The 25,798-nt window shown below is 64.6% G+C and carries 25 protein-coding genes, 1 tRNA gene and 1 pseudogene; 7 read left to right on the top strand and 20 right to left on the bottom strand.

The genetic code is table 11. The features are described 5' to 3' along the window. The 4 genes and pseudogenes from QE494_RS12175 to QE494_RS12160 all read right to left on the bottom strand — a co-directional run. Positions 1-210: pseudogene (locus QE494_RS12175) on the bottom strand (RDD family protein); the annotation flags it as partial. Between the two features lie 14 nt (positions 211-224). Beyond that, on the bottom strand, positions 225-830 hold the full coding sequence (locus QE494_RS12170; RefSeq protein WP_300043657.1) for a DUF3106 domain-containing protein: 606 nt from the start codon (positions 828-830) through the stop codon (positions 225-227). Positions 831-958: 128 nt separating this feature from the next. Continuing rightward, positions 959-1,408, bottom strand: a complete 450-nt coding sequence (locus QE494_RS12165; protein WP_300043652.1) for a DUF3619 family protein — start codon at positions 1,406-1,408, stop codon at positions 959-961. Then, positions 1,405-1,974: an RNA polymerase sigma factor gene (locus QE494_RS12160; protein WP_300043651.1), complete on the bottom strand. Its 570-nt coding sequence runs from the start codon at positions 1,972-1,974 to the stop codon at positions 1,405-1,407. Before QE494_RS12160 ends, QE494_RS12165 begins: the two co-directional genes overlap by 4 nt. A 319-nt stretch (positions 1,975-2,293) precedes the next feature. On the opposite strand from QE494_RS12160, the gene QE494_RS12155 reads away from it, so the two are divergent. The 6 genes from QE494_RS12155 (at position 2,294) to QE494_RS12130 (ending at position 9,677) form a co-directional block, all read left to right on the top strand. After that, on the top strand, positions 2,294-4,066 hold the full coding sequence (locus tag QE494_RS12155) for an acetolactate synthase 3 catalytic subunit (protein WP_300043650.1): 1,773 nt from the start codon (positions 2,294-2,296) through the stop codon (positions 4,064-4,066). 100 nt (positions 4,067-4,166) lie between these two features. Further along, positions 4,167-4,658: an acetolactate synthase small subunit gene (ilvN, locus tag QE494_RS12150; protein ID WP_300043649.1), complete on the top strand. Its 492-nt coding sequence runs from the start codon at positions 4,167-4,169 to the stop codon at positions 4,656-4,658. 47 nt (positions 4,659-4,705) lie between these two features. Beyond that, on the top strand, positions 4,706-5,722 hold the full coding sequence (ilvC, locus tag QE494_RS12145) for a ketol-acid reductoisomerase (RefSeq protein ID WP_336619438.1): 1,017 nt from the start codon (positions 4,706-4,708) through the stop codon (positions 5,720-5,722). A gap of 69 nt (positions 5,723-5,791) precedes the next feature. Next, positions 5,792-6,610 carry a CDP-diacylglycerol--serine O-phosphatidyltransferase gene (pssA, locus tag QE494_RS12140; protein ID WP_300043647.1) on the top strand — a complete coding sequence of 273 codons (819 nt, stop codon included), beginning with the start codon at positions 5,792-5,794 and terminating at the stop codon, positions 6,608-6,610. A 182-nt stretch (positions 6,611-6,792) separates the two neighbouring features. After that, on the top strand, positions 6,793-8,331 hold the full coding sequence (locus tag QE494_RS12135) for a 2-isopropylmalate synthase (RefSeq protein WP_300043646.1): 1,539 nt from the start codon (positions 6,793-6,795) through the stop codon (positions 8,329-8,331). A gap of 152 nt (positions 8,332-8,483) precedes the next feature. Next, positions 8,484-9,677, top strand: a complete 1,194-nt coding sequence (locus QE494_RS12130; RefSeq protein ID WP_300043645.1) for a serine hydrolase — start codon at positions 8,484-8,486, stop codon at positions 9,675-9,677. A gap of 118 nt (positions 9,678-9,795) precedes the next feature. Here QE494_RS12130 and QE494_RS12125 read toward each other — a convergent pair whose 3' ends face one another. The 4 genes from QE494_RS12125 to QE494_RS12110 are packed head-to-tail and all read right to left on the bottom strand — an operon-like array spanning position 9,796 to position 12,872. Then, a complete protein-coding gene (locus QE494_RS12125) occupies positions 9,796-10,581 on the bottom strand; it encodes an IclR family transcriptional regulator (RefSeq protein WP_300043643.1) in 786 nt (261 codons plus the stop codon). A 49-nt stretch (positions 10,582-10,630) separates the two neighbouring features. Next, positions 10,631-11,395, bottom strand: coding sequence for an arginyltransferase (locus QE494_RS12120; RefSeq protein ID WP_300043641.1), 765 nt, complete (start codon positions 11,393-11,395; stop codon positions 10,631-10,633). After that, entirely contained in the window at positions 11,392-12,165 is a 774-nt protein-coding gene (aat, locus tag QE494_RS12115) for a leucyl/phenylalanyl-tRNA--protein transferase (protein WP_300043640.1), read from the bottom strand. Before aat ends, QE494_RS12120 begins: the two co-directional genes overlap by 4 nt. Then, on the bottom strand, positions 12,162-12,872 hold the full coding sequence (locus tag QE494_RS12110) for a 4'-phosphopantetheinyl transferase superfamily protein (protein ID WP_300043639.1): 711 nt from the start codon (positions 12,870-12,872) through the stop codon (positions 12,162-12,164). Before QE494_RS12110 ends, aat begins: the two co-directional genes overlap by 4 nt. A gap of 90 nt (positions 12,873-12,962) precedes the next feature. On the opposite strand from QE494_RS12110, the gene QE494_RS12105 reads away from it, so the two are divergent. Then, positions 12,963-14,948, top strand: a complete 1,986-nt coding sequence (locus QE494_RS12105; protein WP_300043638.1) for a radical SAM protein — start codon at positions 12,963-12,965, stop codon at positions 14,946-14,948. A 113-nt stretch (positions 14,949-15,061) separates the two neighbouring features. On the opposite strand, the gene QE494_RS12100 is transcribed toward QE494_RS12105, so the two are convergent. The 12 genes from QE494_RS12100 to QE494_RS12045 form a co-directional block, all read right to left on the bottom strand. Further along, a tRNA-Asn gene (locus tag QE494_RS12100) sits at positions 15,062-15,137 on the bottom strand. A gap of 87 nt (positions 15,138-15,224) precedes the next feature. Next, on the bottom strand, positions 15,225-16,328 hold the full coding sequence (locus QE494_RS12095) for an NAD(P)/FAD-dependent oxidoreductase (protein WP_300043637.1): 1,104 nt from the start codon (positions 16,326-16,328) through the stop codon (positions 15,225-15,227). 22 nt (positions 16,329-16,350) lie between these two features. Continuing rightward, positions 16,351-16,680 (bottom strand): ferredoxin FdxA, encoded by a 330-nt coding sequence (gene fdxA, locus QE494_RS12090; protein ID WP_300043636.1) that lies wholly within the window; start codon positions 16,678-16,680, stop codon positions 16,351-16,353. Positions 16,681-16,870: 190 nt separating this feature from the next. After that, the gene (locus QE494_RS12085; RefSeq protein WP_300043635.1) at positions 16,871-18,211 is read right to left on the bottom strand and encodes a sulfate adenylyltransferase subunit 1; all 1,341 of its coding nucleotides are present in this window, start codon (positions 18,209-18,211) and stop codon (positions 16,871-16,873) included. Next, the gene (gene cysD / locus QE494_RS12080; RefSeq protein ID WP_300043634.1) at positions 18,211-19,143 is read right to left on the bottom strand and encodes a sulfate adenylyltransferase subunit CysD; all 933 of its coding nucleotides are present in this window, start codon (positions 19,141-19,143) and stop codon (positions 18,211-18,213) included. The genes QE494_RS12085 and cysD overlap by 1 nt, the downstream gene beginning before the upstream one ends. Continuing rightward, the gene (locus tag QE494_RS12075; RefSeq protein ID WP_300043633.1) at positions 19,140-19,946 is read right to left on the bottom strand and encodes a phosphoadenylyl-sulfate reductase; all 807 of its coding nucleotides are present in this window, start codon (positions 19,944-19,946) and stop codon (positions 19,140-19,142) included. Before QE494_RS12075 ends, cysD begins: the two co-directional genes overlap by 4 nt. After that, complete coding sequence (locus QE494_RS12070; protein ID WP_300043632.1) at positions 19,943-20,347, bottom strand: DUF934 domain-containing protein; 405 nt, start codon at positions 20,345-20,347, stop codon at positions 19,943-19,945. The genes QE494_RS12075 and QE494_RS12070 overlap by 4 nt, the downstream gene beginning before the upstream one ends. After that, entirely contained in the window at positions 20,347-22,158 is a 1,812-nt protein-coding gene (locus QE494_RS12065; protein ID WP_300043630.1) for a nitrite/sulfite reductase, read from the bottom strand. Before QE494_RS12065 ends, QE494_RS12070 begins: the two co-directional genes overlap by 1 nt. Positions 22,159-22,195: 37 nt before the next feature. Then, positions 22,196-23,422, bottom strand: coding sequence for an FAD-dependent 5-carboxymethylaminomethyl-2-thiouridine(34) oxidoreductase MnmC (gene mnmC, locus QE494_RS12060; protein ID WP_300043628.1), 1,227 nt, complete (start codon positions 23,420-23,422; stop codon positions 22,196-22,198). 14 nt (positions 23,423-23,436) lie between these two features. Beyond that, positions 23,437-23,709, bottom strand: a complete 273-nt coding sequence (locus tag QE494_RS12055; RefSeq protein WP_300043627.1) for an oxidative damage protection protein — start codon at positions 23,707-23,709, stop codon at positions 23,437-23,439. An 88-nt stretch (positions 23,710-23,797) separates the two neighbouring features. Then, positions 23,798-24,772 carry a D-2-hydroxyacid dehydrogenase family protein gene (locus tag QE494_RS12050; RefSeq protein ID WP_300043626.1) on the bottom strand — a complete coding sequence of 325 codons (975 nt, stop codon included), beginning with the start codon at positions 24,770-24,772 and terminating at the stop codon, positions 23,798-23,800. Positions 24,773-24,785: 13 nt separating this feature from the next. Then, the gene (locus QE494_RS12045; protein WP_300043624.1) at positions 24,786-25,784 is read right to left on the bottom strand and encodes a tripartite tricarboxylate transporter substrate binding protein; all 999 of its coding nucleotides are present in this window, start codon (positions 25,782-25,784) and stop codon (positions 24,786-24,788) included. Positions 25,785-25,798 lie beyond the last annotated feature (14 nt).

Here is a 25,798-nt window from a genome sequence, read left to right as displayed (position 1 = left end):
CCAGAACCAGGCGAAGTAGATGCCGAAGACGACGAACAGAAAAGCCTGAAGGAGGGGGCGGCGTGCGTCCATGGCATCACGCATCTGCCCCAGCGTGCTAAAGAGCCAGCCTGCAATAAAAACGACCGCGAAAAGCAACATGCCCTCGTAAAGCCAGCAGGCCATACGACGGCGCAGGCTGGGTGCCTTGAGCGGCATGTCTGGCGCCATGGACGCCACAGGGCTCAACGGCTGTTGCCGGCTGGAGCCGGCGCTAGCACGGGGGCAGAGGCGGCGCCAGCCTCTGGCGGTGCTGCCATCACGATGCGTGCGGGCTTGGCCTCTGACCCGACGCTTCGAGGGACGCTGGCCAGCTTCTCGGAGGGGACAGGCCGAATCGCCGCTGCGGTCGACGGCGGCTTGGCCACCGCGCTGGCTGCTAGCTTGCGCTTTTCTTCAGGCGGGAGGGCCTGATAGGCCTCCCACTTGGCTTTTTTCTCGTCGCCAGAGAACTGCTGGGTTTCGCCGAAATTAAGCCTGGCCTCGGTGCGCTGGCTTGGGCTGAGTGCAATCCACTCTGCCATTCGGCCGTGCATCTTTGCCTGCTCGGCCGGGGGCAGCTTGGGGAAGTTGGCGGCCAGTGCCACCCATTTGCGTTTGTGGGGCTCAGAGAGGGTTTCCCATTGGCCTGCCAGCGGCGCCAAGGCCTTCTTCTGGGACTCACTGAGCTCGGACCATACTGGTTTGGCAGGTGCGCGGGCCGCGCGGCTGGCTGGCGCCCTGGCTGAAGCGGATGCCGAAGCAGATGCATTTGGCTGGGGCTGCTGCTGCGCCTGGGATTGGGCGCTCACCGCTTGGCAGACAAATAGCGCCGCCAGCCCAAGCAGCGCCAAGCCGCCGGCTGACCGGGTCAGCAGGCGCCAGCGAGGCGTTTGATCGGCAGAGACAGCCGCTTGGAGGAACAACGGGCTCCCCTCGGTCAGCGGTCGGACTTGAGGAACTGCACGAATCCCGCATCGGCATAGGCCTCAGGCGGCAGGTCGTCGGCGAGTAGCGCAGCGTCGACCTCGGCCACTTCGTTGGCGCGGCGGTCGGCCTCCAGGGCCTGAATGCACACCAGGCCAGCGGCCAGCACCAAGACCGGCAGGCCCGAGGCGAGTCGGCTCCAGAGGCCAGGCCCTTGACCGAATTGCTGGCCGATACCGGCGGCAGCGAGCTGGGGCAGGGCCATAGCCACCCCCGCTTCGCGCTTGCGTTGACTGATTGCACGCACCCGCGCAGCGCGCAAGCGCTCGCTGATGTCGTGCGGCAGCTCCTGGCTGCCCTGCTCAAGGCGGATGGCGATCCGGCGACCGAACCGGTCCTGGGCCTGGCCGGCCTCACCAGAACCTACGCCCGCCGTACCGCGGAAGGTATTGATGTAGCTCATAGTTCTAATCCCTTTGCCTTCAGTGCTTTGCTGAGGGCCTGAACCGCCCGAGAACAGTGTGTTTTGACACTGCCTTCGGAGCAGCCCATGGCTGCGGCCGTTTCAGCCACATCCATCTCCTCCCAGTAACGCATCATGAAGGCTTCCCGTTGACGAGGGGGGAGTTGGAGGATCTCGACCTCTATCTCGCGCAAGGTCTGGGCCCGTCTCACCTCATCCTCTGCGCTCTCGACTCTATTAGAAAGATCCCCTGGCAAAAAGGTTTCCAGCAAATCGAAGTCCGACCCCTCAGAAAGGTCGGACTCGAACTCGCCCATGCTGGAGAACAGCGCATTGCGGGTCTTTTGGCGCCTGAACCAGTCCAATGTGCAGTTGGAAAGGATGCGCTGGAAGAGCATGGGTAGCTCCGCGACCGGCTTGTCGCCGTAGTGTTCGGCGAGCTTCATCATGCTGTCCTGAACGATGTCCAGCGCCGCCTCTTCGTCACGGACGTGGTAGGCAGATCTTTTGAAAGCGCGCTTTTCTACGCTCCGCAAGAAGTCGGACAGTTCGCGTTCGGTGGCCAAAGGGGGGGCGCGATGTAGTCGGTAAAACAGGTCTTCGCACGCTTTCAGCGGCGCAGGGGCGCTGGGGGCCCCCGACCGGTTACGCAGAAGCGATCCCGGCACGAAACGGGGGGATTATGGCATCGCCACTTCACGAGCTGGCACAAGCCTGTGCTGCGATGCGATAATCTTGGGTTGCAAGTCAAAAGGCAAACGAGTCCTGGTCCGGCGGCGCATCCATGCTGCCCATGGCCAGGTGCTCTAAGTTCCGACGCGGCCCCACAAGGGTTGGCAAGGAGCACCCCACATTTTTCGTCAGAGAAAAATCGAAAGGTTGATCATGGAAATCACTAAAGCCGAGCTCACCTCGGCAGCTGCGGCTAATGCCGCCTCTCAAGATCTGCGCGGCGCGGAAATCCTCGTCAAATGTCTTCAGGCCGAGGGCGTGAAGTTCATTTGGGGTTACCCCGGCGGTGCCGTACTGCACATTTACGATGCCCTCTACAAACAGGACACCATGCAGCATGTGCTGGTGCGCCATGAGCAGGCCGCTGTGCATGCGGCCGATGGCTATGCCCGCGCCACCGGTGACGTCGGCTGCGCGCTGGTGACGTCGGGCCCGGGCGTCACGAACGCCGTCACCGGGATCGCGACCGCCTACATGGACAGCATCCCGATGGTGATCATCACCGGCCAGGTGCCCACTGCAGCGATTGGCCTGGATGCTTTTCAGGAGTGCGACACCGTGGGCATAACCCGCCCCATCGTCAAGCACAACTTTCTGGTCAAGGACGTTCGGCAGATGGCCGACGTCATGCGCAAGGCCTTCCACATCGCGCGCTCCGGTCGCCCCGGCCCGGTGGTGGTAGACATTCCGAAAGATGTCTCTTTCAACAAGACGGCCTGGACCGGTTACCCCGAATCCGTCGAGATGCGCTCCTACAACCCGGTGCGCAAGGGACACAGCGGGCAGATCCGCAAGGCCCTGCAACTGCTCATGACGGCCAAGCGCCCTTACATCTACACAGGCGGCGGGGTCATCCTCGGCGATGCCACCGCGGAGTTGCGTGAGCTGGCAGACATGCTGGGCTTCCCCTGCACCAACACGCTGATGGGGTTGGGCGCGATCAAGGGCAGCGACCCCCGGTTTCTGGGCATGCTCGGCATGCACGGCACGCTGGAAGCCAATAACGCGATGCAGAACTGCGATGTGCTGCTGGCTGTCGGTGCCCGGTTCGACGACCGTGTGATTGGCAATCCCAAGCATTTCGCCCAGAACGAGCGCAAGATCGTTCACATTGACGTCGACCCCTCCAGCATTTCCAAGCGGGTCAAGGTCGATATTCCCATCGTGGGCGATGTGAAAGAAGTCCTCTCTGAGCTCATCGCCATGATCAAGGAGTCCGGCGTTAAGCCCGACGCCGCGGCCCTGGCCGGCTGGTGGGAAACCATTGAGGGTTGGCGCAAGCGGGACTGCTTGCGCTACGACCGCGGTAACCAGGATGTCATCAAACCTCAGTATGTGATTGAGACTCTCTCGGCCCTGACCCGCGGCGTCGACACCTACATCACGTCCGATGTCGGTCAGCACCAGATGTGGGCCGCTCAGTACTACAAGTTCGACGAGCCACGCCGCTGGATCAACTCGGGCGGTCTGGGCACCATGGGCGTGGGCATCCCCTACGCCATGGGCATCAAGCTGGCCAAGCCCGAGTCCGAGGTTTACTGCGTCACCGGCGAGGGCTCTGTCCAGATGTGCATCCAGGAGTTGTCGACCTGCCTGCAGTACAACACGCCGATCAAGGTGCTGGCGCTGAACAACCGCTACCTCGGTATGGTGCGTCAGTGGCAAGAGCTCGACTACGAGGGACGCTACAGCCACAGCTACATGGACGCGCTACCCAATTTCGTGAAGCTGGCCGAGGCCTATGGGCACGTGGGCATGCTGATCGAACATCCTCGCGATGTGGAGCCCGCCCTGCGCGAGGCGCGCAAGCTCAAGGACCGCACCGTGTTCATGGACTTCCGCACGGACCCCACAGAAAACGTGTTCCCGATGGTCCAGGCCGGCAAGGGCATCACCGAGATGCTGCTGGGGTCTGAAGATCTCTGAGCCCATTCACCCTTTTCCAAACTCTGAACGAATCTATTGACCGCCAAGCCTGCGCATTACCGTGCGCGGGGGAGGGCGGCAAAAAGAGGAGTCGAAAAAAATGAAACACATCATCGCAGTGCTGCTTGAAAACGAGCCTGGTGCTTTGTCCCGTGTCGTTGGCCTTTTTTCAGCCCGCGGCTACAACATTGAGTCGCTGAACGTAGCGCCCACCGAGGATCCCTCCCTTTCGCGCATGACCATCCAGACCCACGGGTCGGACGACGTGATCGAGCAGATCACCAAGCACCTCAACCGCCTGATTGAAGTCGTCAAAGTGGTCGACCTCACCGAGGGGGCCTATACCGAGCGCGAATTAATGCTGGTCAAGGTGCGCGCCGTAGGCAAAGAGCGCGAAGAAATGAAGCGCATGGCCGACATCTTCCGCGGCCGAATCATCGACGTCACCGAGAAGAGCTACACCGTCGAGCTCACCGGCGACCAATCCAAGAATGATGCCTTTCTCGAGGCGATCGACCGTACCGCCATCCTTGAGACGGTGCGTACCGGCGGCTGTGGCATCGGCCGCGGCGAGCGCGTGTTACGCGCCTGATTCGGCAAATTTTCTTTCCCAACCAATATCAACCTGAGAGAAGAACCATGAAAGTTTTCTACGACAAGGACTGTGACCTGAGCCTGATCAAGGGCAAAACCGTGGCCATCATCGGCTACGGCTCTCAAGGGCATGCCCACGCCCAGAACCTCAACGACAGCGGCGTGAAGGTGGTGGTCGGTCTGCGCAAGGGCGGCGCCTCCTGGGATAAGGTCGGTAAGGCTGGTCTCAACGTCATGGAAGTCAACGACGCAGTCAAGGCGGCGAACGTGGTCATGATCCTGTTGCCCGACGAGCAACTCGCCGAGGTCTACAAGAACAACATCGAGCCCAACATTGCCAAGGGCGCGTCCTTGGCATTCGCTCACGGGTTTAACGTGCACTACAACCAAGTCGTGCCCCGCGCCGATCTGGACGTGTGGATGGTTGCCCCTAAGGCGCCCGGCCACACCGTGCGCTCCACCTACGCCCAGGGTGGCGGTGTTCCCCACCTGGTTGCCGTGCACCAGGACTGCAGTGGCAAGGCCCGTGACCTGGCCCTGTCCTACTCCATGGCCAACGGCGGCGGCAAGGCCGGCATCATCGAGACCAACTTCAAGGAAGAGACCGAGACCGACCTGTTCGGAGAGCAGGCTGTTCTGTGTGGCGGCGCTGTCGAGCTGATCAAGATGGGTTATGAAACCCTGATCGAGGCTGGCTACGCCCCCGAGATGGCCTACTTCGAGTGCCTGCACGAGCTCAAGCTGATCGTCGACCTGATCTACGAAGGCGGCATTGCCAACATGAACTACTCGATCTCCAACAACGCGGAGTTCGGTGAGTATGTGACCGGCCCCGAGGTGATTAACGAGCAGTCGCGCGCAGCCATGCGCAACGCGCTCAAGCGCATCCAAAATGGCGACTACGCCAAGATGTTCATTCAGGAAGGGCGCCTGAACTATCCGAGCATGACCGCCCGCCGGCGCAACACTGCAGAGCACTCCATCGAGAAGGTGGGTGCCCAGCTGCGCGCGATGATGCCCTGGATTGCGAAAAACAAGCTGGTCGACCAGACCCGCAACTGAGCGGTTTCGCTCGTACCGCCCAGGCCACCTTCGGGTGGCCTTTTTTTCTTCCTTGGTTACACTGCCGCCATGCACGATGGAAACGATAGCCAGCCGTCCGCCGACACCGAGGTGGCGGTGACCCCCAGGCGCCCCAAGGGAATCTACGTCCTTCCCAATTTGTTCACCCTGGCGGCGCTCTTTGGCGGCTTCTACGCGGTGGTCATGGCCATGAACGGCCGCTTCGACCTCGCCGCTGCGGGCGTCTTTTCCGCCATGGTGCTCGACAGCCTGGACGGCCGTGTGGCCCGGATGACCAACACCCAGAGTGCCTTCGGTGAGCAGATGGACTCCCTCTCCGACATGGTCTCCTTTGGCGCTGCGCCCGCCCTCGTGGCTTACGAGTGGACGCTCAGAGGCTTGGGTCGCTGGGGCTGGATCGCCGCTTTTGTGTATTGCGCCTGTGCCGCCCTGCGGCTGGCCCGATTCAACGTGAACACTGCCGTGGTGGACAAGCGGTACTTTCAGGGGTTGCCATCGCCAGCTGCCGCGGCCCTGCTCACCGGCTTCATCTGGCTGATGAATGAACAGTCGGTGGAGCCTGCAGGCGTGGCCTGGGTCACCTTTGGTGTGGCGCTCTTTGCTGGTCTGACCATGGTCACCAATGTGCCGTTCTACAGCTTCAAGGACATCTCGATGAAGCGCAGCGTGCCTTTCGCTGTCATCGTGCTGATCGCTCTGGGCATTGCGGTCATCAATATCGATCCGCCCATCGTGCTGTTTTCGCTCTTCGTTGTCTACGGTCTTTCAGGCTACTTTGTTTACGGCTGGCGCAAAGCCAAAGGGCAGCCCACCAGCGTGATCAGTACCTCGACCGATGAACCCGACGAGCAGGGCTTGCATAAGTGATCAGCGCCTGTGATACATTTCGGGCGATGTCGCGCCTCGTGCTGCCCCTACTGCTATCCCCCCACGGGCGGAGTAGGTAGCGCGCGCGCGACAACCTCTCACGGCCCGTATGCCACCAGCAGCGGGCCGTTTTACTTGGGGAACTGCTGGGACCTGACCTCGGAAACCTAGGAAACCGCAACATGTCCGACAAGATCATCATTTTCGACACCACCTTGCGTGACGGTGAGCAATCGCCCGGCGCGTCGATGACCCGCGACGAAAAGCTGCGTATCGCGCGCCAGCTCGAGCGCCTGAAGGTGGATGTGATCGAGGCGGGTTTTGCCGCCAGCTCAAACGGCGACTTTGAGGCGGTTCAGGCGATCGCCAATGCGATCAAGGACTCCACCGTTTGCTCGCTGGCCCGGGCCAATGACCGTGACATCGCCCGCTCGGCCGAGGCGCTCAAAGGTGCCAATCGCGCCCGCATCCACACTTTCATTGCCACCTCTCCGCTGCACATGGAAAAGAAGCTGCGGATGACGCCCGACCAGGTCTTCGAGCAGGCAGTGCAGTCGGTGCGCTTTGCCCGCAACCTGTGCGCTGACATCGAGTTCTCCGCCGAGGACGGCTCGCGCAGCGAGATTGACTTTCTTTGCCGGGTGTTCGAGGCGGTCATTCGCGAAGGCGCCACCACCATCAACGTGCCTGACACGGTGGGCTACGCGGTGCCCGAGCAGTACGGCGAGTTCATTCGCAGCCTGCGTGAGCGAATCCCCAACTCCGACAAGGCGATCTGGTCGGTCCACTGCCATAACGACCTGGGCATGGCGGTGGCCAACTCCCTGGCCGGTGTGAAGATCGGTGGTGCCCGCCAGATTGAGTGCGCGATCAACGGTCTGGGCGAGCGCGCCGGCAACTGCTCGTTCGAAGAAGTGGTGATGTCGCTCAAGACGCGCCGTGACTTCTTCGGCCTCGACGTGGGAATCGACACCCAACACATCGTCGCAGCCAGCCGCATGGTTAGTCAGACCACCGGCTTCGTGATCCAGCCAAACAAGGCGGTGGTGGGCGCTAATGCCTTTGCGCATGCCTCGGGCATTCACCAGGACGGCGTGCTCAAGGCCCGCGACACGTATGAAATCATGCGTGCTGAGGATGTGGGCTGGAGTGCCAACAAGATCGTTCTGGGCAAGCTCTCCGGTCGCAATGCCTTCAAGCAGCGCCTGCTGGAGCTTGGCGTGGAATTGCAGAGTGAGGCCGAGATCAACGCCGCCTTCACTCGATTCAAGGACCTCGCTGACCGAAAGAGCGAAATCTTCGACGAGGACATTCTGGCTTTGGTCAGCGGTGAGGCTTCAGGCAGTAGCGCCGAGACGTATGGATTCGTCTCGCTGGCCCAACATAGTGAGACCGGCGAGCGCCCCCAGGCCCGGGTGGTTTTCACCGTGGCCGGTCAGGAGGTGCATGGGCAGTCCGATGGCAACGGCCCGGTCGACGCCTCGCTCAAGGCCATCGAGAGTCATGTCAAGAGTGGCGCCGAGATGGTGCTTTATTCGGTCAACGCGATCAGCGGGTCGACCGAGAGCCAGGGCGAGGTGACCGTCCGTCTGCAGAACGCTGGCCGAGTGGTCAATGGCGTGGGTTCCGACCCCGACATTGTGGTTGCGTCCGCCAAGGCTTACCTGAGTGCGCTCAATAAGTTACAGAGTAAAGCTGAGCGGGTGGCGGCTCAGGGCTGATGAGGCAACCTATAATTTCAGATGAGTCTTAGGAATCGTTTCTAACTCATTGAATTTGTGAAGGTTTGCGGTTTTAATCGGGTCTTGATCGTGGAAATTTGCACGATATGGACCCGTTGAGACGCCGCGGAGCCTTTCTGCCGGAATCGAGAATGCCCCTCAAGCCCTGCGTTTCTGCTGTTGCCCTGCCATTCGCCAGCGTTGCTGGCTACGCTACACATTGGCGTGCGATGCTGTCGGCCGTGACCTTGGTGTTTGCCGCCTCCGCCTTGGCTCCCGCGGCCCAGGCGGCCGGCAGTTCGGAGGCGGGCCAGAGCAAGCCCGGGGTCAATGCGCCTAAGTCGACCAAATCCGCCAACTCGGCCAAATCGGGAGAATCGGGCAAATCGGCTAACACCGGCAAATCGGCTAACACGAGCAAATCGGCTACGGCCAGGGCTGGCTCCAAGGCTTCCCCCAAGGCCAAGCGCCGGTCCGCAATGTCTGCTGCGCCTGCCCGACCGTCCTACGGTCAGATCGCTGGCCTGCACGCTACCCCGGATGACCTTGCTCTCAAGTCGAGCGTTGCCCTGGTGATCGACCAGGACACCCAGGAGGTCTTGCTCCAAAAGAACCAGCGAGCGGTGTTGCCCATTGCCTCGCTGACCAAACTGATGACGGGGACCATCATTTCCGAAGCCAAGTTGCCGATGGACGAGATGATCACCATCACGCAGGATGATGTGGATACCGAGAAGGGAAGCGGTTCGCGCCTTCGTGTCGGTGCCGCGCTCACCCGAGCTGAAGCCATGCATCTCGCCTTGATGGCCAGTGAAAACCGGGCTGCCCATGCGCTGGGCCGCACCTACCCGGGAGGCCTCTCGGCCTTTGTGAGCGCAATGAACGCCAAGGCGCGCCAGCTTGGCATGCAGGCCACGACCTATGTCGAACCCACTGGCCTGTCGAGCCGGAACCAGTCCTCGGCCCAAGACTTAGCAATTCTGGTCGCGGCGGCTGCGATCGATCCGATGCTCCGTGAGTACTCCACCTCTCACGGCGCCCAGGTGGCTGTCGGCAAACGCGTCCTCCAGTACAACAACACCAATCGCCTGGTGAAAAATCCCGATTGGGACATCGGCTTGCAAAAGACCGGCTACATCTCCGAGGCAGGCCAGTGCCTCGTGATGCAGGCCCGTATCGCGGGTCGCAAGGTGATCATTGTTTTTCTCGACTCCGCGGGTAAGCTCAGCCGTCTTGGCGATGCAGAGCGCGTCCGTCGCTGGGTCGAGCACAACGCCGGCAGTCTGAGGCCTACGGGCGCGCTGCCGACGCGCACCAGTAGCGCCGTTCCCGGCACCAACGGCTGATCGGCTACCGGCTCGATCCTCTAAGCCCTGCGCGCTGTACGCTCAAAGAAACGGCTCCTGGGGGAGCCGTTTCTCTTGAGGCACATGCACAAGCCATGCGGTGGCTTTGGGGGCAGCCCTAGGCAGATTCCAGATGGTGTCCTAGCGCCGCAGATATCTCGGCTGCGGTGGCTTGCAGGCGGATCAGCCAGGCCTCATCGAGGCGGTCGGCTGGCGCGGAGATAGACAGGCCGGCCACCAGACGATCCTGGTCGTCGTAGATGCCAGCCGCCATGCATCGCACACCCAACTCCAGTTCCTCGTTGTCACGTGCGATACCGTGTTGACGTGCCTTGTATAGCTCCCGCTCGAGCACGGGCAGCTGCGTGATGCTGTTGCGGGTGTGACCGGCCAGGCCGGTGCGTGTGGCGTAGGCGCGCACCCGCGGCGCGTCGTCGGCCGCCAGAAACAGTTTGCCGGTGGAGGTGAGGTGCAGGGGCGCCCGGGCGCCGATCGCACGCACCACCTGCATTCCGGAGCGTTCGCTGTAGGCGCGCTCGATGTAAACGATCTCGTCGCCTTGCCGCATCGAGAGGTTCACCGGTTGCTGGATCTGCTTGTGTAACTCTCGCATCGGCAGCAGGGCGGCGTCACGCACGTTCAGGCGGCCTTTGACCAGATTACCCAGCTCGAGCAGACGCATGCCGAGCCGATAACTGCCGGGCTCCGGTCGGTCGACGAAGCGACCCAGCGTCAGATCATTGAGGATGCGGTGGGTTGTAGAGGGGTGCAGCCCGGTGCGCTCGCTGATTTCCTTGAGCTGCATGGAGTCCTCTCGGGAGGCCAGCACGTCAATCAACGCGAACATCCGCTCAATCACCTGGATGGTTGGCTTGGGTGCAGCCCCGCCTGCGGTCTTTTTCATGGGCATCCCTCCTGAGAGCCCATTTTATCTGATGAAATCCCCGTCGCCCTCAAGCCGGGGTCGCCGTCTTGCTGAACTCGGTCGGGTCAACCCACCGCCCGTCGGCCAGTACCTCGTAGGGTCGGAAGCGGGACTTGTAGTCCATCTTGGGGCTCTCGGCGATCCAGTAGCCCAGGTAGACGCGTGGCAGGCCCAGTTGGCGTGCCTGGGCGATTTGCCAGAGCACGCCGTAGGTGCCGTAACTGGCGCCGGCTTCGGGCTCGTAGAAGGTATAGACGGCCGACAGGCCGTCGGTCAGGACATCGAGGATCGACACCATGCGCAAGGGACCCGGGCTGCCATCGGGCAGGGTCTCGCGGAACTCTACGAGGCGAGAATTGACCCGACTCTGCAAGAGGAACTGGGTGTACTGGTCGATGCTGTCCTGGTCCATGCCACCACCGCTGTGCCTGCCGGCCTGGTAGCGAAGGTAGAGCTGGTAGTGCTCGGGCATGAAGCACATGCGAAGGACCCGGGCCTGCAGGTTGGCGTGCTGGCGCCAGGCCCGTCGCTGGCTCCGGTCTGGCGTGAAGTCGTTGACCCGGACCCGCAGTGCGACACAGGCCTGGCACCCATCGCAATAGGGCCGGTAGGTGAACATGCCGCTGCGCCGGAAACCCCGCGCCACCAGGTCGGAGTAGGCGTCGTTGTGAATCAGGTGGCTCGGGGTTGCCACCTGCGAGCGCGCTTGGCGCCCGGGCAGGTAGCTGCAGGGGTAGGGCGCCGTTGCATAGAACTGCAGCGTCTGTAGCGGGAGGTCCTGGAGATGGGTCACGCGTCCGTCGAAGAAGTCGGGGAGGAATGCAGGAGTTCGCGCCAGTATACGGAGTCAAACTGCCAGGCCAATGGCCCGGCGGCAAGCGCTTCGGGCAGCCCCGCCAGGAACTGCGTCCGAGGCACAGGCCTGGCCCCCAGGGAGGCCAGGTGCCGGGTCTCTTGCTGGCAGTCGATACGCTCGACGCCTTGGGCACGGGCCAGGGCCACCAACCCCGCCAGGGCGATCTTGGAGCTGTCCGGCTCGCGGCTGAACATCGATTCGCCGAACACAGCCCGGCCAATGGCGACGCAGTACAGGCCGCCGACCAGTTGCCCCTTGCGCCAGGTCTCGATGCTGTGGGCCAGCCCTGCCCGGTGCAATGACCGGTAGGCCTCGACCATCTCCGGAACGATCCAGGTGCCTGTTTGGCCCTCCCGTGGACTGTCCGCGCAGGCCTGGATGACTGCATCGAAGGACTGGTCCACCCTCAGCTCGCAGGCGGGATCGCTGATGAACTGCTGCAGGGTTTTGCGGAGCGATCGGTGGAGTCGGAACTCGGCGGTGTGCAGCACCATCCGCGGGTCGGTGCTCCACCAGAGAATAGGCTGACCCTGACTGAACCAGGGGAAGATCCCCCGGCTGTAGGCCTGCCGCAGTGTTTCTGTGTCCAGGGCGCCGCCGGCCGCAAGCAGGCCGGGGGCAGGGGCCTGTGGGCCCCAGGCCTGCGCCGGGTCCGGAAAGGGCTGTCCCGGCTCCAGCCAGGGCAGTGGAGGGGAGCGCCGGGTCATGCGTGCCGCCCCGCGTCCGCGCGGGCAGCGTCCTCGGGCCAGCGCAGCCACTCGACTGTCTCCGGCGCGCCGGGCCAGGCCACGGCGCCGGTCCATGCCCCGCTGTGTTCTTGGGCGGCCAATTGCCAGTGGCCAGGCTCGTATTGGGAAATGGCGCTACCAAGTAGGCGCGGCGACTCGTCACAGGACACCGACAGCGCAGCCGGCGCAAGCGCCAGCCCGTGGCCACTCGCTTTGAGCAGAGCCTCCTTGCGTACCCAGCAGCGCAGCGCGGCAAGACCGCGCGCGGTCTCCGGCAGGGCGGCGATGGCCTGGGTCTCCTGTGGCGACATCTGCCCGGCGAGGTCTGCCGCGAACTCCTGCCCCGGTGGCAGGAGTTCGAGGTCAACCCCGACGGGATGCTCCCCGCTGATCGCCACAAGTGCGTGGTCCCCGGCGTGGGAAAGTGAAAAATGCAGGGCCCTACCGGGTCCGGGCCGGAGGCGGGGCTTGCCGCCTGGATCCCGGGCCAGAAGGACCTGCGCTGGTGGGCAGTGCAAGCGATGCCCCAGCACCCGGCGCAGCCCAGCATGCGCGGCCGCATAGCGATGCCGCAAGGTGCTGCTGGCCAGGCGGTCGCAGCGTGCCCGCTCTTGCGGGTCCAGCAGGGCGCAGGCACGGTGGAAGGTGCTGCGGTCGAGTCTGAGATCAAGGTGCCAGATCTGCATGGCGACATCTTGGCATGAGTCGGCCCCCCTTGAACGAGGCGGCACTCGATGGGGCCACCTCTGCAGCCAGCTAGACTGCGGTACCTCGCCATGTCCAGCACCCGCGCCCTTCGCGTGTTGAGCCTCATCCCACCGATGACGCAACTCAACACCCCGTACCCCTCAACCGCCTACCTCACCGGCTTTTTACGCTCGCGTGATGTTGAGGCCGCGCAGGCCGATCTGGCCCTGGGACTTGTCCTTCGTCTGCTCAGTCCATCAGGGCTGGAGGGCCTGCGCACCGCCGCCATGGCAGTGCCAGAGGACGCCCGCAGTGCGCCGGTCAATTGCTTCCTCGACCACTATCCCCGCTACGCCAGGACCATCGGCCCGGTGATTGCATTTCTCCAGGGGCGTGATGACACTCTGGCGCACCGTATCGCTGGCCGTGGCTTGCTGCCGGAGGGGCCTCGCTTTGCATCGCTTGATGTCTATCTTGGCCAGGACGACAGTGAGGCAGGCGATGAAGGGGATGCGGGTGATGCGGGCGACGATGGTCTGGCCTGGGCCTTCGGCGCCCTGGGCACCACCGACCGGGCTCGGCATCTGGCGACCCTGTACCTGAATGACCTGGCCGACGTGGTGCGTGATGCGGTAGACCCGCGCTTTGAGTTCGTGCGCTATGCGGAGTCGCTGGCTGCGGCCCAGCCGAGTTTCGAGCCGCTTTCCCAGGCACTGGCCGCGGCGCCCAACCTGCTCGATCGCCTGCTCGCGGAGCTGACCTTGGAGGCGGTCGATACACACCAGCCCGACCTCGTTTTGCTCTCGGTGCCGTTCCCGGGCTCCGTCTATGGCGCGCTGCGTATTGCCCAGGTGATCCGGAGCCGGCACCCCCAGGTGCGCATTGCCCTGGGCGGCGGTTACGTCAACACCGAGTTGCGTGAACTGTCCGAGCCGCGCCTCTTTGACTTTGTCGATTTCGTCACCCTCGACAGCGGTGAAAGGCCGGTGCTGGCCTTGGTGGCGCACCTGCGCGGCGAGCGCGGACGCGAGCGCTTGGTGCGGACCTTCATCCGTGACGAGGTCGCCAACCCGGGCGCGCCCGGCGGCGCGGTGCGGTTCGTGAACTGGCCCGAGCCCGACATCCCTTTCGAGGAGGTGGGTACGCCTACCTGGGATGGTTTGCCCATCGACCGATACCTGAGCTTGCTGGACATGCTCAACCCCATGCACCGCCTCTGGAGCGACGGGCGTTGGAACAAGCTCACCGTCGCCCACGGCTGCTACTGGAAGAAGTGCAGTTTCTGCGACGTGAGCCTGGACTACATCAGCCGCTTCGAGACGGCTTCGGCCAGCACCTTGGTCGATCGTATCGAGCGCATCGTCGAGGAGACTGGCCAGACGGGATTCCATTTCGTCGACGAGGCCGCCCCGCCGAAGATGCTCAAGGCCCTGGCCGAGGAGTTACTGCGCCGGCAACTGCCCATTTCCTGGTGGGGCAACATACGCTTCGAAAAGACTTTCACCCCCGACCTGAGCGAACTGCTCGCCGAGAGCGGCTGCATCGCGCTGTCGGGTGGATTGGAGGTGGCTTCCGATCGGTTGCTGGCCCTGATGAAAAAGGGCGTCACGGTGGACCAGGTGGCAAAGGTGACGCGTGGCATGGCCGACGCGGGAATCCTGGTGCACGCCTACCTGATGTACGGCTTCCCGACGCAGACGGTGCAGGACACCGTCGACGCGCTGGAATATGTGCGCCAGTTGTTCGAAAACGGCTGTATTCACAGCGGCTTTTTCCACCGCTTCGTCTGTACCGTCCACTCGCCGGTAGGCAAGGACCCGGCCGCTTACGGCGTGGAGCTGGTGCCACTGCCGCCGGGCAATTTTGCGAAGAACGACATCGGCTTCATCGACCGCACACCGATGCCCAAAGGTGTGGACCACGACCTCCTGGGTCGTGGTCTGAAAAAAGCGATCTACAACTACATGCACGGCGTGGGCTTGGAGCAGGATGTGCGGGCTTGGTTCGAGCTGCCAAAGGGGGCCGTGCCACGGCCGGCTGTGCGCAAGGACCGGATTGCGCAGGCCTTGCTGTGAGGCCCTCCTGAGCCCTGCCGCTTTGCTTGCCACAGTGCCCTGGGCGACGGCGCTCGAAACGACTGCCCAAAGCAAAATGCCCCGCACTTTCGTGCGAGGCATCTCGACTTTTTTGGCTCCCCGACCTGGGCTCGAACCAGGGACCTACGGATTAACAGTCCGGCGCTCTACCGACTGAGCTATCGGGGAATAAGCCTCAAATTATAGCCAGAAAAATCGGGGCTCCCTGCAGCCTCCGCCCTGAAACGTCTGAGGCGCAGATGCGCTGTCGCAGCCTCAGTCGAAGACCGGTGACTCCACGCCCAGCACCTTGTGCAGCTTGGGCGATGTGGTGGTGTATTGCAGGTGGATCTTGCCCTTCTCGGGGAAGACAATCGCCGCCGCCGCGAAGGCCGCCAGCGCGCACTCATGGAAGCCCGACAAAATGAGCTTCTTCTTGCCCGGGTAGGTGTTGATGTCGCCCACCGCAAAGATGCCGGGCACACTGGTGGAGAACTTCTCGGTGTCGACCACCAATTGTTTGCGCTCAATGGCCAAGCCCCAGTCTGCGATCGGGCCGAGCTTGGGCGAAAGGCCGAAGAAGACCAGGAGCAGGTCCATCGGGACCACACGGGTCACACCGTCGGCGCCGGTGACCTTGGCGCCCACCATGCGGCCCTCGCGCTCTTCGTAGCCGGTGACCTGGCCAACGATGAACTGCATCTCGTACTGCTCGCACAACTCGTGCATCTTGGCGACCGACGCGGGTGCTGCTTTGAATCCGTCGCGACGGTGCACCAGGATCACGCTCTCGGCCTTGTTCGGGCCTTCGGCCGCGAAGTTGAGCGTCCAGTCGAGTGCGGAGTCGCCACCGCCGACGATGAGGAGGTTTTTGCCGGCAAAGTCGGCCGGGTTCTTCACGCGATAAAACAGTTGCTGATCTTCGAAGGCGTCCAGGCCCTCTACCCTCAGTCTGCGCGGCTCGAAGGCGCCGACACCGGCGGCGATGAAGATGGTCTTGGTGAGGAAACGGGTGCCCTTGCTGGTTTCGACAAAAAAGCGCCCGTCTTCCTGCTTACGCACCACGTCGACCGTCTGCCCGAGGTGGAAGGTCGCACCAAAAGGCTCGATCTGCTTCATCAGGGCGTCGGTGAGCTCCTTGCCAGTGCAGACAGGGATCGCCGGGATGTCGTAGATGGGCTTGTCCGGATACAGCTCGATCGGCTGGCCGCCTGGGTAGGCCAGGGAGTCAATCACATGGGCCTTGAGCTCGAGAAGGCCGAGTTCGAAGACCTGAAACAGGCCGACCGGTCCGGCGCCGATGATGACGGCGTCTGTCTCGATCGGGCCCTCGTGGGCACCGGCGGTATCAATCACTTCTGGGTTCGCGTTGGGCTGCATGAAGGCGTGAGGCACAGTAGCGTCAGCGCACCAGCTCGGAGAGCTTGCCGGTCTTGTCTTTCCACTCGTCGGCGTCGGGCAGGGAGGGCTTGCGCTTGGTGATGCTTTTCCAGCCGGGTGCGCGGGAGAGTTCGGTGTTGAGCTTGACGAGCGGGATCTGGTCGGCCGGCACATCCTCTTCGGCATAGATGGCGTTGACGGGGCACTCCGGGATGCACACCGCGCAGTCGATGCACTCGTCCGGGTCGATCACCAGCATGTTCGGCCCCTCGCGGAAGCAGTCCACAGGGCAGACGTCAACGCAATCGGTGTATTTGCAGCGGATGCAGGATTCGGTGACGACGTGGGTCATGGTGAAAAGCTTGTGCCGAACAAAGATTTGATTTTAACGGGCTCTGCGAGGGGCGAAACCGGTGGGGGGATAGGGGCGCCGAGTCAGTCGAAGGGCCACAGGATTCGTTGCCGCCTGGCCCAGGCCCTGCGCGGGGCGACTTGGCCCTAGGCCCGGCCTGTGGCAATCGGCCTGTAGGGGCAAAGTGCAATCAGCGCACCAGAACGGCCCCCGCAGTCTTGTGGGAGGAGGTGTCTACCAGAACCAGGCTGCCGCGCAGGCGCGAACGGGCAAAGGGCAGGGTGGGCAGCGCTTCCTGGAGCGTGAGCTCAATATGGCCTATCGCATTGGGCTCGAGTTGGCTGGCGTCGGCTTCCTGCAGTGTCTGGATGTCCAAACGGTGCACCACCCGTCGCACCTTGGCCTTGACCCAGCGGTGACCATGGAGGGCCCAATAGATCCGGCCAGCGACCAGCGGTTCATCGTCCAGCCAGGCGACGGTGGCCGAGATCTCCCGCGAGGGCTCGGGCGAATGTGCGCCTTCTGCGAGCAGCCAATCACCGCGAGAGACGTCGACCTCGCGGTCCAGCACGATGCCGGCGCTGTGGCCTGCGGCCACCGGGGCCGGGAGACGCACATGGTTCAGGACCTGGGCGATCACCGCTTGCTGCCCTGAGGGCAGCACACGGACCGACTGGCCGACCTCGGGCTGGCCGGTAGCCACCCGACCCCAAAAGACGCGGCGGCCCTGGGTGGTGTCGGCGCTGCCGGAGAACTTCTCCACCCACTGCACGGGGAAGGCCAGGTCTTCTGAGGTTTCGGCGGCGGTGACATCGAGAGTCTCGAGGAGCGCCAGCAGGGAGGGTCCCTCGTAGCCGCACCAGCCCGGCATGGCGGCCACCACGTTGTGGCCCTTGAGGGCGGAGATCGGCACGATCGCCCGCACTGCGACACCTGCCGCTCGGGCGAACGCCTTGAGCGAGCCGCTGATATGGGCAAAGGCCAGAGCCGGGTCTGCCACCGCATCGAGCTTGTTCACCGCAAACACGAGGGAGGGAACACGCAGCAGGTGCGCCAGCAGGGTGTGTCGGCGGGTTTGGGGGAGCAGGGCGAGCGCGGCGTCCTGCCAGTCCAGTTTGGTGGCGTCGACGAGAACCACTGCCGCGTCGGCACTGGAGGCGGCTGTCACCATGTTGCGGGTGTATTGCTCGTGGCCCGGAGCGTCGCCGATGATGAACTTGCGTTTGGGAGTGGCGAAATAGCGATAAGCCACATCGATCGTGATCCCCTGCTCGCGTTCAGCAGACAGGCCGTCCGTGAGGAGGGCCAGGTCGGTTTCGCCGGAACGAGAGACGCTGGCCAGTTGGTCTTGCATCACGGCGCGGCTGTCGACCAGCAGGCGGCCAATAAGGGTGCTCTTGCCGTCGTCGACGCTGCCGCAGGTGATGAAGCGCAAGGCAGTGGCGTGGTCACCCGCGGCCGAGCCCAGTGCCGACACCGGGGCCTCAGTAGATGTCGGTGTGGGCAGGTGTTCCAAGGTGGCGTCGGTCATCAGAAGTACCCGTCCTTTTTGCGTTTTTCCATCGAGGCGTCGGAGGTCTTGTCGTCCATCCGGGTGGCGCCGCGCTCGGAAACGTTGGCTGAAATCGTTTCGATCACCACCTCGGCGGCGGTGGCGGCCGGGCTTTCCACCGGGCATGTGCAGGTGATGTCGCCCACGGTGCGAAACCGCACCCTGCGGGTTTCGACCGTCTCGCCCTCGCGCGCCGGGGTGAGATCCGTCACCGGCACCAGCAAGCCGCGGCGTTCCACCACCTGGCGGGCATGGGCGTAGTAGAGGGAGGGCAGCGCCACGTGCTCGCGGGCGATGTACTGCCACACGTCGAGCTCGGTCCAGTTGGAGATCGGAAAAACCCGGAAATGTTCTCCTGTCTGCAGGCGGGTATTGAACAGGGTCCACAGCTCGGGACGCTGGTCCTTGGGCTGCCACTGGCCGAAGCTGTCCCGGTGGGAAAAGATGCGCTCCTTGGCGCGGGCCTTTTCTTCGTCACGGCGGGCGCCACCGATCAGGGCGTCGAAGCGAAATTCCTCGATCGCCTCCAGGAGCGTGACCGACTGGTGCACGTTGCGCGACTCACCCGCGTGCGCCAGGCGCACGGTGCCCCGCTTCATCGAGTCTTCGACGCTGCGTACGATCAGCTCGGCGCCAAGTTCCTGGGCGCGGAAGTCGCGGAACTCGGTGACCTCGGCGAAGTTGTGGCCGGTGTCGATCATCAGCAGCGGGTAGGGAATGCGGCCGCGGCCGAAGGCCTTCTCGGCGCATTGCAGAAGCACCAGGGAATCCTTGCCGCCAGAAAAAAGCAGGGCGGGGCGCTCGAAAGTGGCCGCGACCTCCCGCAGGATGAAGATGGTCTCCTCCTCCAGAGCGTCCAGGTGCTGGTTGCTCAGTGTCTGCAGGTATTGCGACTCGGTACGCGCATTCATGCGGGGCTTTCTTCGTGGGTCTGGGGGGCTGGCGATCGATCGTCCGCCGGCGGCTTGACGTGCAGGCCGCACTCCTTGAGGTCATTGCTTTCCCACCACCAGCGACCCGCGCGGAAGTCCTCGCCCAGGCTGATCGCCCGGGTGCAGGGCTCGCATCCGATGCTGGGGAAGAAGCGGTCGTGCAGGGCGTTGTAGTCCACGCCCCGGGTCGCGATGTAGTGCCAGACGTCGCCCCAGGTCCAGTCAGCCAAGGGGTTGAACTTGAGTCGGGGCTCGCGGGTGTCGATGGCAGGCACGTCGGCGCGGGCGTTGGATTGCTCGCGGCGCAGCCCGGTAATCCAGGCGCGTTGGCCTTCGAGGGCGCGGGCCAGGGGCTCCATCTTGCGGATTCCGCAACAGGCCTTGCGCAGGTTGACGCTGCGGTACATCGCGTCCCGCCCTTCGCGGGCGACGAACTGCACCACCGCCTCCGGTACCGGGCGATAGACATTCACCGGAGCGCGCGAGTTGGCACGGGTGCGCGCCAGCAGGGCCAGTGTCTCGGCATGCAGGGCGCCGGTGTCGAGCACGAAGACGGGAATTGGCAGGGCTAGCGCGTTGACGATGTGCGTGATGACCACGTCCTCGGCGCCCAGGCTCGAGGCCTGCGTCACCGGCGCGGCTTCAGCGGCGGCGTGCCGCAGCAGGGCCTGGGTGGCCGCCAGTTTGGCGTCGAAGTCGGCGCTGGGTTTCGCATGCACTTGCATAGCCCGGGCAGCCGGGGCTGCCTCGTCTGGAACGCTGGCTGCCTGAGGGACGGTCATGTCGCAGCCGCTTCTTGGAAGCGCGGTGCCCGGGTGACCGCGTCACCCTGATAGTAGCGCTCAAAGCGCGCGAACTGGCGCGCGGCGTGGGCCGGGTTCTGGTCGGCCCTTAGCACCGCGCTGTTAAAGCCGGTCCGCTGCATTTGCACCAACTGGTCAATCAGCACGTCACCGGTCGCCCGGATCTCGCCCGCAAAGCCTCGGCGGCGGCGCAGTTGAAAGGCCTGGCTGAAGGCGCGGCCGTCGGCAAAGCTGGGGAAATGCAGGTCGATGCGCTCAACGCCTTCGAGGGATATGCCTGCCACATCGATGTCATTGGCCAGGGCCAGCACACCCGGGTAGGCAGCGGCGGCCTGGGCTTGGTGGTCGGCCGCAGTGATCAGCAGGAGGTGCAAGTCCATCACGCGACCTCCTTCGCGCTGTCCTCGGTCACGCCAAGGCGCGCGCCGTTCGCAGCGGACTTGAACGGGTCCAGGCCAATCCGCCTGAGGGTGTCAATGAAGGCCTCGAAGCGGTCGCCTTGGCTGATCCGCTCGCGCCGGTAGGTGTCCAGGACCGCTTCGATGACCTCGGGCACCTCAGCGGCGGAGAAAGAGGGGCCGACCACCTTGCCAGGGGTGGCTGCGCCTGACAGCTGCGACCCATCGGACCCGCCCAGGGTGACCTGGTACCACTCCTTGCCGTCCTTGTCGACGCCCAAAATTCCGATGTGGCCGCTGTGGTGGTGACCGCAGGAGTTGATGCAGCCGGAGATGTGCAGGTCGACCGGGCCGATGTCGTGCAGCTCGTCGAGGTCTTGGTAGCGCTGGGTGATGGCTTCGGCAATCGGCAGCGACCGGGCGTTGGCCAGGTCGCAGTAGTCACCACCCGGGCAGGCGATCATGTCGGTGATCAGGCCGATATTGGCCGATGCCAGGCCGAGTGCGCGGGCCGCCTCCCAGAGCGCGGGCAGGTCGGACACGCGCACCCAGGGCAGCAGCAGGTTTTGGCTGTGGGTGACGCGGGCTTCGCCGGCCGAGAAGCGGTCCACCAGGTCGGCGGCGGCATCGAGCTGGTCGGCGGTGGCGTCGCCTGGCGCCTGGCCCAGGCGCTTGAAGGACAGAGTCACCGCGCGCAGGTGCGGATCGCGGTGTGCGGCCACGTTTTGCTGCAGCCAGCGCTGGTAGGCCGGGGACAGGTCGGTCTGCGGCAGTTCGGTGGCCGCACCGGCCTGAACGGCTGGCGCGCGGAAGCAGGCGCTGATGCGGTTGATCTCGGCGGCAGTGACGGTATGCGGTGCGCCGTCCTGCGACACGATGGCCTGGTACTCCGCCTCCACTTCGTCGGTGTAGCGCTGGCCTTCTGCCTTGACCAGAATCTTGATTCGGGCCTTGTACTTGTTGTCCCGGCGGCCCCAGCGGTTGTAGACCCGCACCACGGCTTCCAGGTAGTTGAGGATCTGGTCGGCCGCAATGAATTCGCGGATCACCGAGGCGATGACCGGTGTGCGGCCCATGCCGCCACCGACTAGAACCCGAAAGCCCAGGCTGCCAGCCGCATCCCGAACCAGTTGCAAACCCACGTCGTGCCAGGCGGAGGCCGCGCGGTCCTCGGCGGCGCCGGTGATGGCGATCTTGAACTTACGGGGCAGGAAGGCGAACTCCGGATGCAGGGTGCTCCACTGGCGAATGATTTCGCACCAGGGCCGAGGGTCAGCAGCCTCATCGGGGGCGATGCCGGCGAGCTCGTCGGTGGTGATGTTGCGGATGCAGTTGCCGCTGGTCTGGATGCCGTGCATGTCGACGCTGGCCAGCAGGTCCATCACATCGGCGCTTTTTTCCAGCGGGATCCAATTGAACTGGACGTTCTGGCGGGTGGTGAAATGGCCATAGCCCACGGTCAGTCTGGAGTGCGCGAAGCCGCCGCCTGGCAGGGGCACTGGGCCCAGTGAGTCCTGGCGCTGGCGGGCTCCGTCGAACACCTCGGCCGAGGGCTGGTCGTACTCGCGGGCGATGCGGGCCAGAACCCGCAACTGGCGACTGGCGATCTCGCCGTAGGGGACCGCAACCCGCAGCATGGGCGCAAAGCGCTGCACATACCAGCCGTTTTGCAGGCGCAGGGGGCGAAACTCTTCCTCGGCCAACTGGCCGCTGAGGCGGCGCTCGAGCTGGTCGCGGTATTGGTCAGCCCGTGCGCGGACGAACTGACGGTCGAATTCGGTGTACTGGTACATGGGGCGCGACTCTAGGCGCGCACCTTATGCATCCCAACTAATTTTTAGTTGGCGTCTTATCCGGATAAGCAAATTCGCCAGCATTGGCGCGGCTTGGCGGGCTGTTGTCGGCGGAGGCCGGTGAAGCAGCCGCGCCCTGCCGCGCCAAGTCGAGGGCGGCCGCCAAGTCGGCAGGCAGAGGCAGGCCCTGGCCCGCCACCCGTGAGGTCAGCAGCGCCGCACACAGCGCAGCAAACGTCAGACCGCGCGATCCCAGGGCGGTCAGCGTCCATAGGCCGGGGGCCAGCAGGCCCACCAGCGGCCTGCGGTCGGTGCTCGCGCAACGCACCCCGGTCCAGGCCTGCACGGTGCCATCGGCGAAGGCGGGCGCCAAGGCCTCGGCGGCGGCTGGCAGCAAGGCGCGAATGCGGGCGAGGTTGGCGGCATGGTCCTCTTGCCGGGGTTGGGTATCGCGCTCGCCGTGGCCGTAGCTCGAGCCCGTGAGCCAGGCCAGGCCCTCGCCCAGCGGCACGCCAGTCAGCAGATGGCCGCTGCCGTTGACCGGAAAGGGCGGGAGCGTGTCTTCCGTACTGCGCAGGCCCCAGGACACCTGGCCGCGCACCGGCTGGAGTCTCAGCCGGCCCTCGGCCAGCGCGGCGCTGCCCAGTGCGGCTGCTATCACCACCAATTGCGCTTCCGCGACGACGCGGCCGGATTCGTCTTGGGCTTGCCAGGTCGGGCGGGTATCTGCCTGATCGGCCTGGCCAGGCACCAGGCGTTCGACGCGAGTGCTGCCCTGGAAGTGGACCCCCGGCTCCGCCAGCCAGGCGCGAACCAGTGCGCTGGGCCGCACCCATCCGGCCTGCGGGTGCCAAATCGCCGTGGCGTCGGCTGGCAGACCGGCCGTAGCCAACTCCTCGGGGTGCGCGGGACGGCTTGCGCCCGCGCCCTGCTCGGGCAAAGCCACCGGCCGGCTGTGGCGCACGCGGTGCTCCAGGGTGCCGTCTGCCTGCCAGTCCAGGCCTGGTCGCAGTCGACCTGTCGCGCTAAGACGATCGAGCTCGACACGCGTTGCCAGGAGCCCCTGGCGCGTCAAACGAGAAAGCAAGCCATCGTCTGCCGAAAGGTGGGGCGCCATCAGCCCCGCGGGCAGGGAGGAGGCGCCCAAGGCAGGCGCTGGGGCTGCGTCCAGCACCTGCACCTGCCAGCCCTGGCGCGCGAGGGCCGAGGCCGCGGAGGCACCGGCCAGGCCGGCACCAATCACCAGGGCGTGCGGTGCAGGCAAGGAGAGGGTAATGCTCAGGCAGCAGGCGGTACGTAGCCGGCCGCCTGGTCGGCACCACCACCGAAGAAATGGCTTTCCATTTGACGCTTGAGGTACTCACGCGCGCGCTGGTCGGCCAGGTTGAGGCGGTTCTCGTTGACCAGCATGGTCTGGTGCTTGAGCCAGTCGGCCCAGGCCTGCTTGCTCACGCTCTCGAAGATGCGCTTGCCGAGCTCGCCCGGGTAGGGCGGAAAGTCGAGGCCGTCGGCCTCTTGGCCGAGCTTGATGCATTGGACGGTACGGGGCACGGGGACTCCTGGATGGGTATGCGAGGACTTTATCAAGATTCATCCGACTGCCGCTGTGCGCTTGGCGAGGCGGCGCACAGGGCAACAGTTAGCGCCCCCGCGACAGTGCCTCGGGATTGACCAGACCTTGTGGCGTGCCTGCCGCAAAGGCGACGATGTTGCGGAAGGCGGTGCCGTAGTAGTTCTCGTAGTTGTCCTGCTCGACAAACCCCAGATGCGGGGTGCACAAGGCATTGGGCAAAGCGAGCAGTGGGTGGCTCGCCCCCAAAATCGGCTCGTCCTCGAAGGTGTCAACCGCGGCGAAACCAGGCCGGCCGGCCTTCAGGGCATCGACCAAGGCGCCGGGCTCGATCAGCTCTGCACGGCTGGTGTTGACGATCAACGCTGACGGCTTCATTCGCGCCAGGTCCTCCCGCCGCACGATGCCGCGGCTGGTGGGGCTGAGGCGAATTTGCAGACTCAGGACGTCGGTTTGTTCGAAGAAGGCATCGCGCGAGGGCGCCACCTCAAAGCCGTCGGAACGTGCCCTCGCAGTCGAGTCGGGACCACCCCAGACCCAGACCTGCATGCCAAAGGCCCGGCCGTACTCGGCCACGCGCTTGCCAATGCGGCCGTAGCTCCAGACGCCCAGGCGCCGACCCTGCAACTTGTAGCCGACATGGCCCTGCCACTGTCCGCCCTTGAGTCGGTTGGCCTCGTCGACCAGACGCCGGGCGCTGGCCAGGATCAGACCCCAAGCCAGCTCGGCGGTCGCAGTGCCGGCGCCTTCGCCGGCGGCCACCGCGATGCCGCGCTCGGTGCAGGCCGCCACGTCCAGGTGCGCCGCAACGGCCCCCGTCTGGCTGATGATCCGAAGCTGTGGAAGGCGATCCAGCAGGGCTGCAGTGATCACGCTTCGCTCGCGGGTCAGGACGATGGCCTCGGCCTGCGCGAAGCGCTCGGCGAGGGCGTCCACGCCCTTGACGGTGTCGTGGTGCACAGTGACCTCCTGCCCTTGAAGGAGCTGCCAGCAGTCGAGGCGACGAACGATATCTTGGTAGTCGTCGGGGATGACGATGCGCATGAGGCGGTGTCCTTCAGTCCAGTTTGATTTGTAGTCGATCGACCAGCGTTTTCCATTTGACCAGATCGTTGCGGATGATTTCGCGGTATTCGGCAGGTGGCATGCCGCCCGCGTCGACTGCCGCGCCGCGGAATTGCTCGCGCACTTCGGGTGTCGCCAGGGCGATGCGAACCGCGTTGTGCAGCAAGTTGACCATCGGCTCGGGCGTACCGGCGCGGGCCAACAGCCCGTACCAGCCATGGACGTCGAAATTGGGATAGCCCTGTTCGGCAACCGTGGGTACGTCGGGCAGGAGGGCGATGCGTCGCCGCGGCGCGGCCGCCAATGCGCGCAGCTTGCCGGCGCGGATCTGGGGTATCGCAGAGTTGGTGTCCAGGAACATGCACTCCACTTGACCTGAGAGCAGGTCTGTCAGGGCGGGACCTGCGCCCTTGTAGGGCACGTGCAGCATCGAGACTTTGGCCTCGGAAGCGAGCAGCGCGGCTGCCAGGTGCGCCGAGGTGCCGTTGCCCGAGGATGCATAGGTGACCGAATCGGGCTTGGCGCGGGCGGTGGCCACCAAGTCGGCCAAGCTCTTGGCTGGATGGTCGGTGCGTACAGCCAGCACGTGGGGGATGAAGCCCACCACCGTCACTGGCGTGAAGTCACGCAGGGTCTCGTAGGGATACTTGGGCATCAGCGCCGGGTTGGTCACCGCCAGGATGGAGGGGAAGGCCAGGGTGTAGCCGTCGGCCGGCGCGCGGACGACGTCAGCGAAAGCGACCAGGCCACCCCCGCCAGGCTTGTTGTCGATCACCACGGGCTGGCCCAGCGTCTGGCTCATGCTCTTGGAGATGGCCCGGGCCATCATGTCGGTCGGGCCTCCGGGAGCGAAGGGCAGGACGATGCGCAGGGGCTGGGTGTAGACCGGCGCCGGCGCTTGCGCCTGGGTGCGGGCGGGCAGCAAGGCGGCACCCAGTGCGGGCAGCGCCAGCAGGCTCAGGCAGTCGCGTCGGGTGGGCATGTGTGGCATGTCTGTCTCCTGGT

The organism is Ramlibacter sp., from assembly GCF_029866045.1.
Taxonomy (GTDB): domain Bacteria; phylum Pseudomonadota; class Gammaproteobacteria; order Burkholderiales; family Burkholderiaceae_C; genus Ramlibacter.
This window is presented reverse-complemented; position numbering and strand designations above follow the sequence as displayed.

What these genes read in the sequence shown, in the direction of transcription:
- QE494_RS12105 (WP_300043638.1), top strand. Translation starts at nt 12,963, where the DNA reads ATGTCCAGCACCCGCGCCCTTCGCGTGTTGAGCCTCATCCCACCGATG.
- QE494_RS12070 (WP_300043632.1), bottom strand. Translation starts at nt 20,347, where the DNA reads ATGGACTTGCACCTCCTGCTGATCACTGCGGCCGACCACCAAGCCCAG.
- QE494_RS12050 (WP_300043626.1), bottom strand. Translation starts at nt 24,772, where the DNA reads ATGCGCATCGTCATCCCCGACGACTACCAAGATATCGTTCGTCGCCTC.
- aat (WP_300043640.1), bottom strand. Translation starts at nt 12,165, where the DNA reads ATGACCCGGCGCTCCCCTCCACTGCCCTGGCTGGAGCCGGGACAGCCC.
- cysD (WP_300043634.1), bottom strand. Translation starts at nt 19,143, where the DNA reads ATGAATGCGCGTACCGAGTCGCAATACCTGCAGACACTGAGCAACCAG.
- QE494_RS12075 (WP_300043633.1), bottom strand. Translation starts at nt 19,946, where the DNA reads ATGACCGTCCCTCAGGCAGCCAGCGTTCCAGACGAGGCAGCCCCGGCT.
- ilvN (WP_300043649.1), top strand. Translation starts at nt 4,167, where the DNA reads ATGAAACACATCATCGCAGTGCTGCTTGAAAACGAGCCTGGTGCTTTG.
- QE494_RS12110 (WP_300043639.1), bottom strand. Translation starts at nt 12,872, where the DNA reads ATGCAGATCTGGCACCTTGATCTCAGACTCGACCGCAGCACCTTCCAC.
- QE494_RS12135 (WP_300043646.1), top strand. Translation starts at nt 6,793, where the DNA reads ATGTCCGACAAGATCATCATTTTCGACACCACCTTGCGTGACGGTGAG.
- QE494_RS12125 (WP_300043643.1), bottom strand. Translation starts at nt 10,581, where the DNA reads ATGAAAAAGACCGCAGGCGGGGCTGCACCCAAGCCAACCATCCAGGTG.
- QE494_RS12085 (WP_300043635.1), bottom strand. Translation starts at nt 18,211, where the DNA reads ATGACCGACGCCACCTTGGAACACCTGCCCACACCGACATCTACTGAG.
- QE494_RS12165 (WP_300043652.1), bottom strand. Translation starts at nt 1,408, where the DNA reads ATGAGCTACATCAATACCTTCCGCGGTACGGCGGGCGTAGGTTCTGGT.
- QE494_RS12065 (WP_300043630.1), bottom strand. Translation starts at nt 22,158, where the DNA reads ATGTACCAGTACACCGAATTCGACCGTCAGTTCGTCCGCGCACGGGCT.
- QE494_RS12045 (WP_300043624.1), bottom strand. Translation starts at nt 25,784, where the DNA reads ATGCCACACATGCCCACCCGACGCGACTGCCTGAGCCTGCTGGCGCTG.
- pssA (WP_300043647.1), top strand. Translation starts at nt 5,792, where the DNA reads ATGCACGATGGAAACGATAGCCAGCCGTCCGCCGACACCGAGGTGGCG.
- ilvC (WP_336619438.1), top strand. Translation starts at nt 4,706, where the DNA reads ATGAAAGTTTTCTACGACAAGGACTGTGACCTGAGCCTGATCAAGGGC.
- QE494_RS12155 (WP_300043650.1), top strand. Translation starts at nt 2,294, where the DNA reads ATGGAAATCACTAAAGCCGAGCTCACCTCGGCAGCTGCGGCTAATGCC.
- QE494_RS12095 (WP_300043637.1), bottom strand. Translation starts at nt 16,328, where the DNA reads ATGCAGCCCAACGCGAACCCAGAAGTGATTGATACCGCCGGTGCCCAC.
- QE494_RS12130 (WP_300043645.1), top strand. Translation starts at nt 8,484, where the DNA reads ATGCCCCTCAAGCCCTGCGTTTCTGCTGTTGCCCTGCCATTCGCCAGC.
- fdxA (WP_300043636.1), bottom strand. Translation starts at nt 16,680, where the DNA reads ATGACCCACGTCGTCACCGAATCCTGCATCCGCTGCAAATACACCGAT.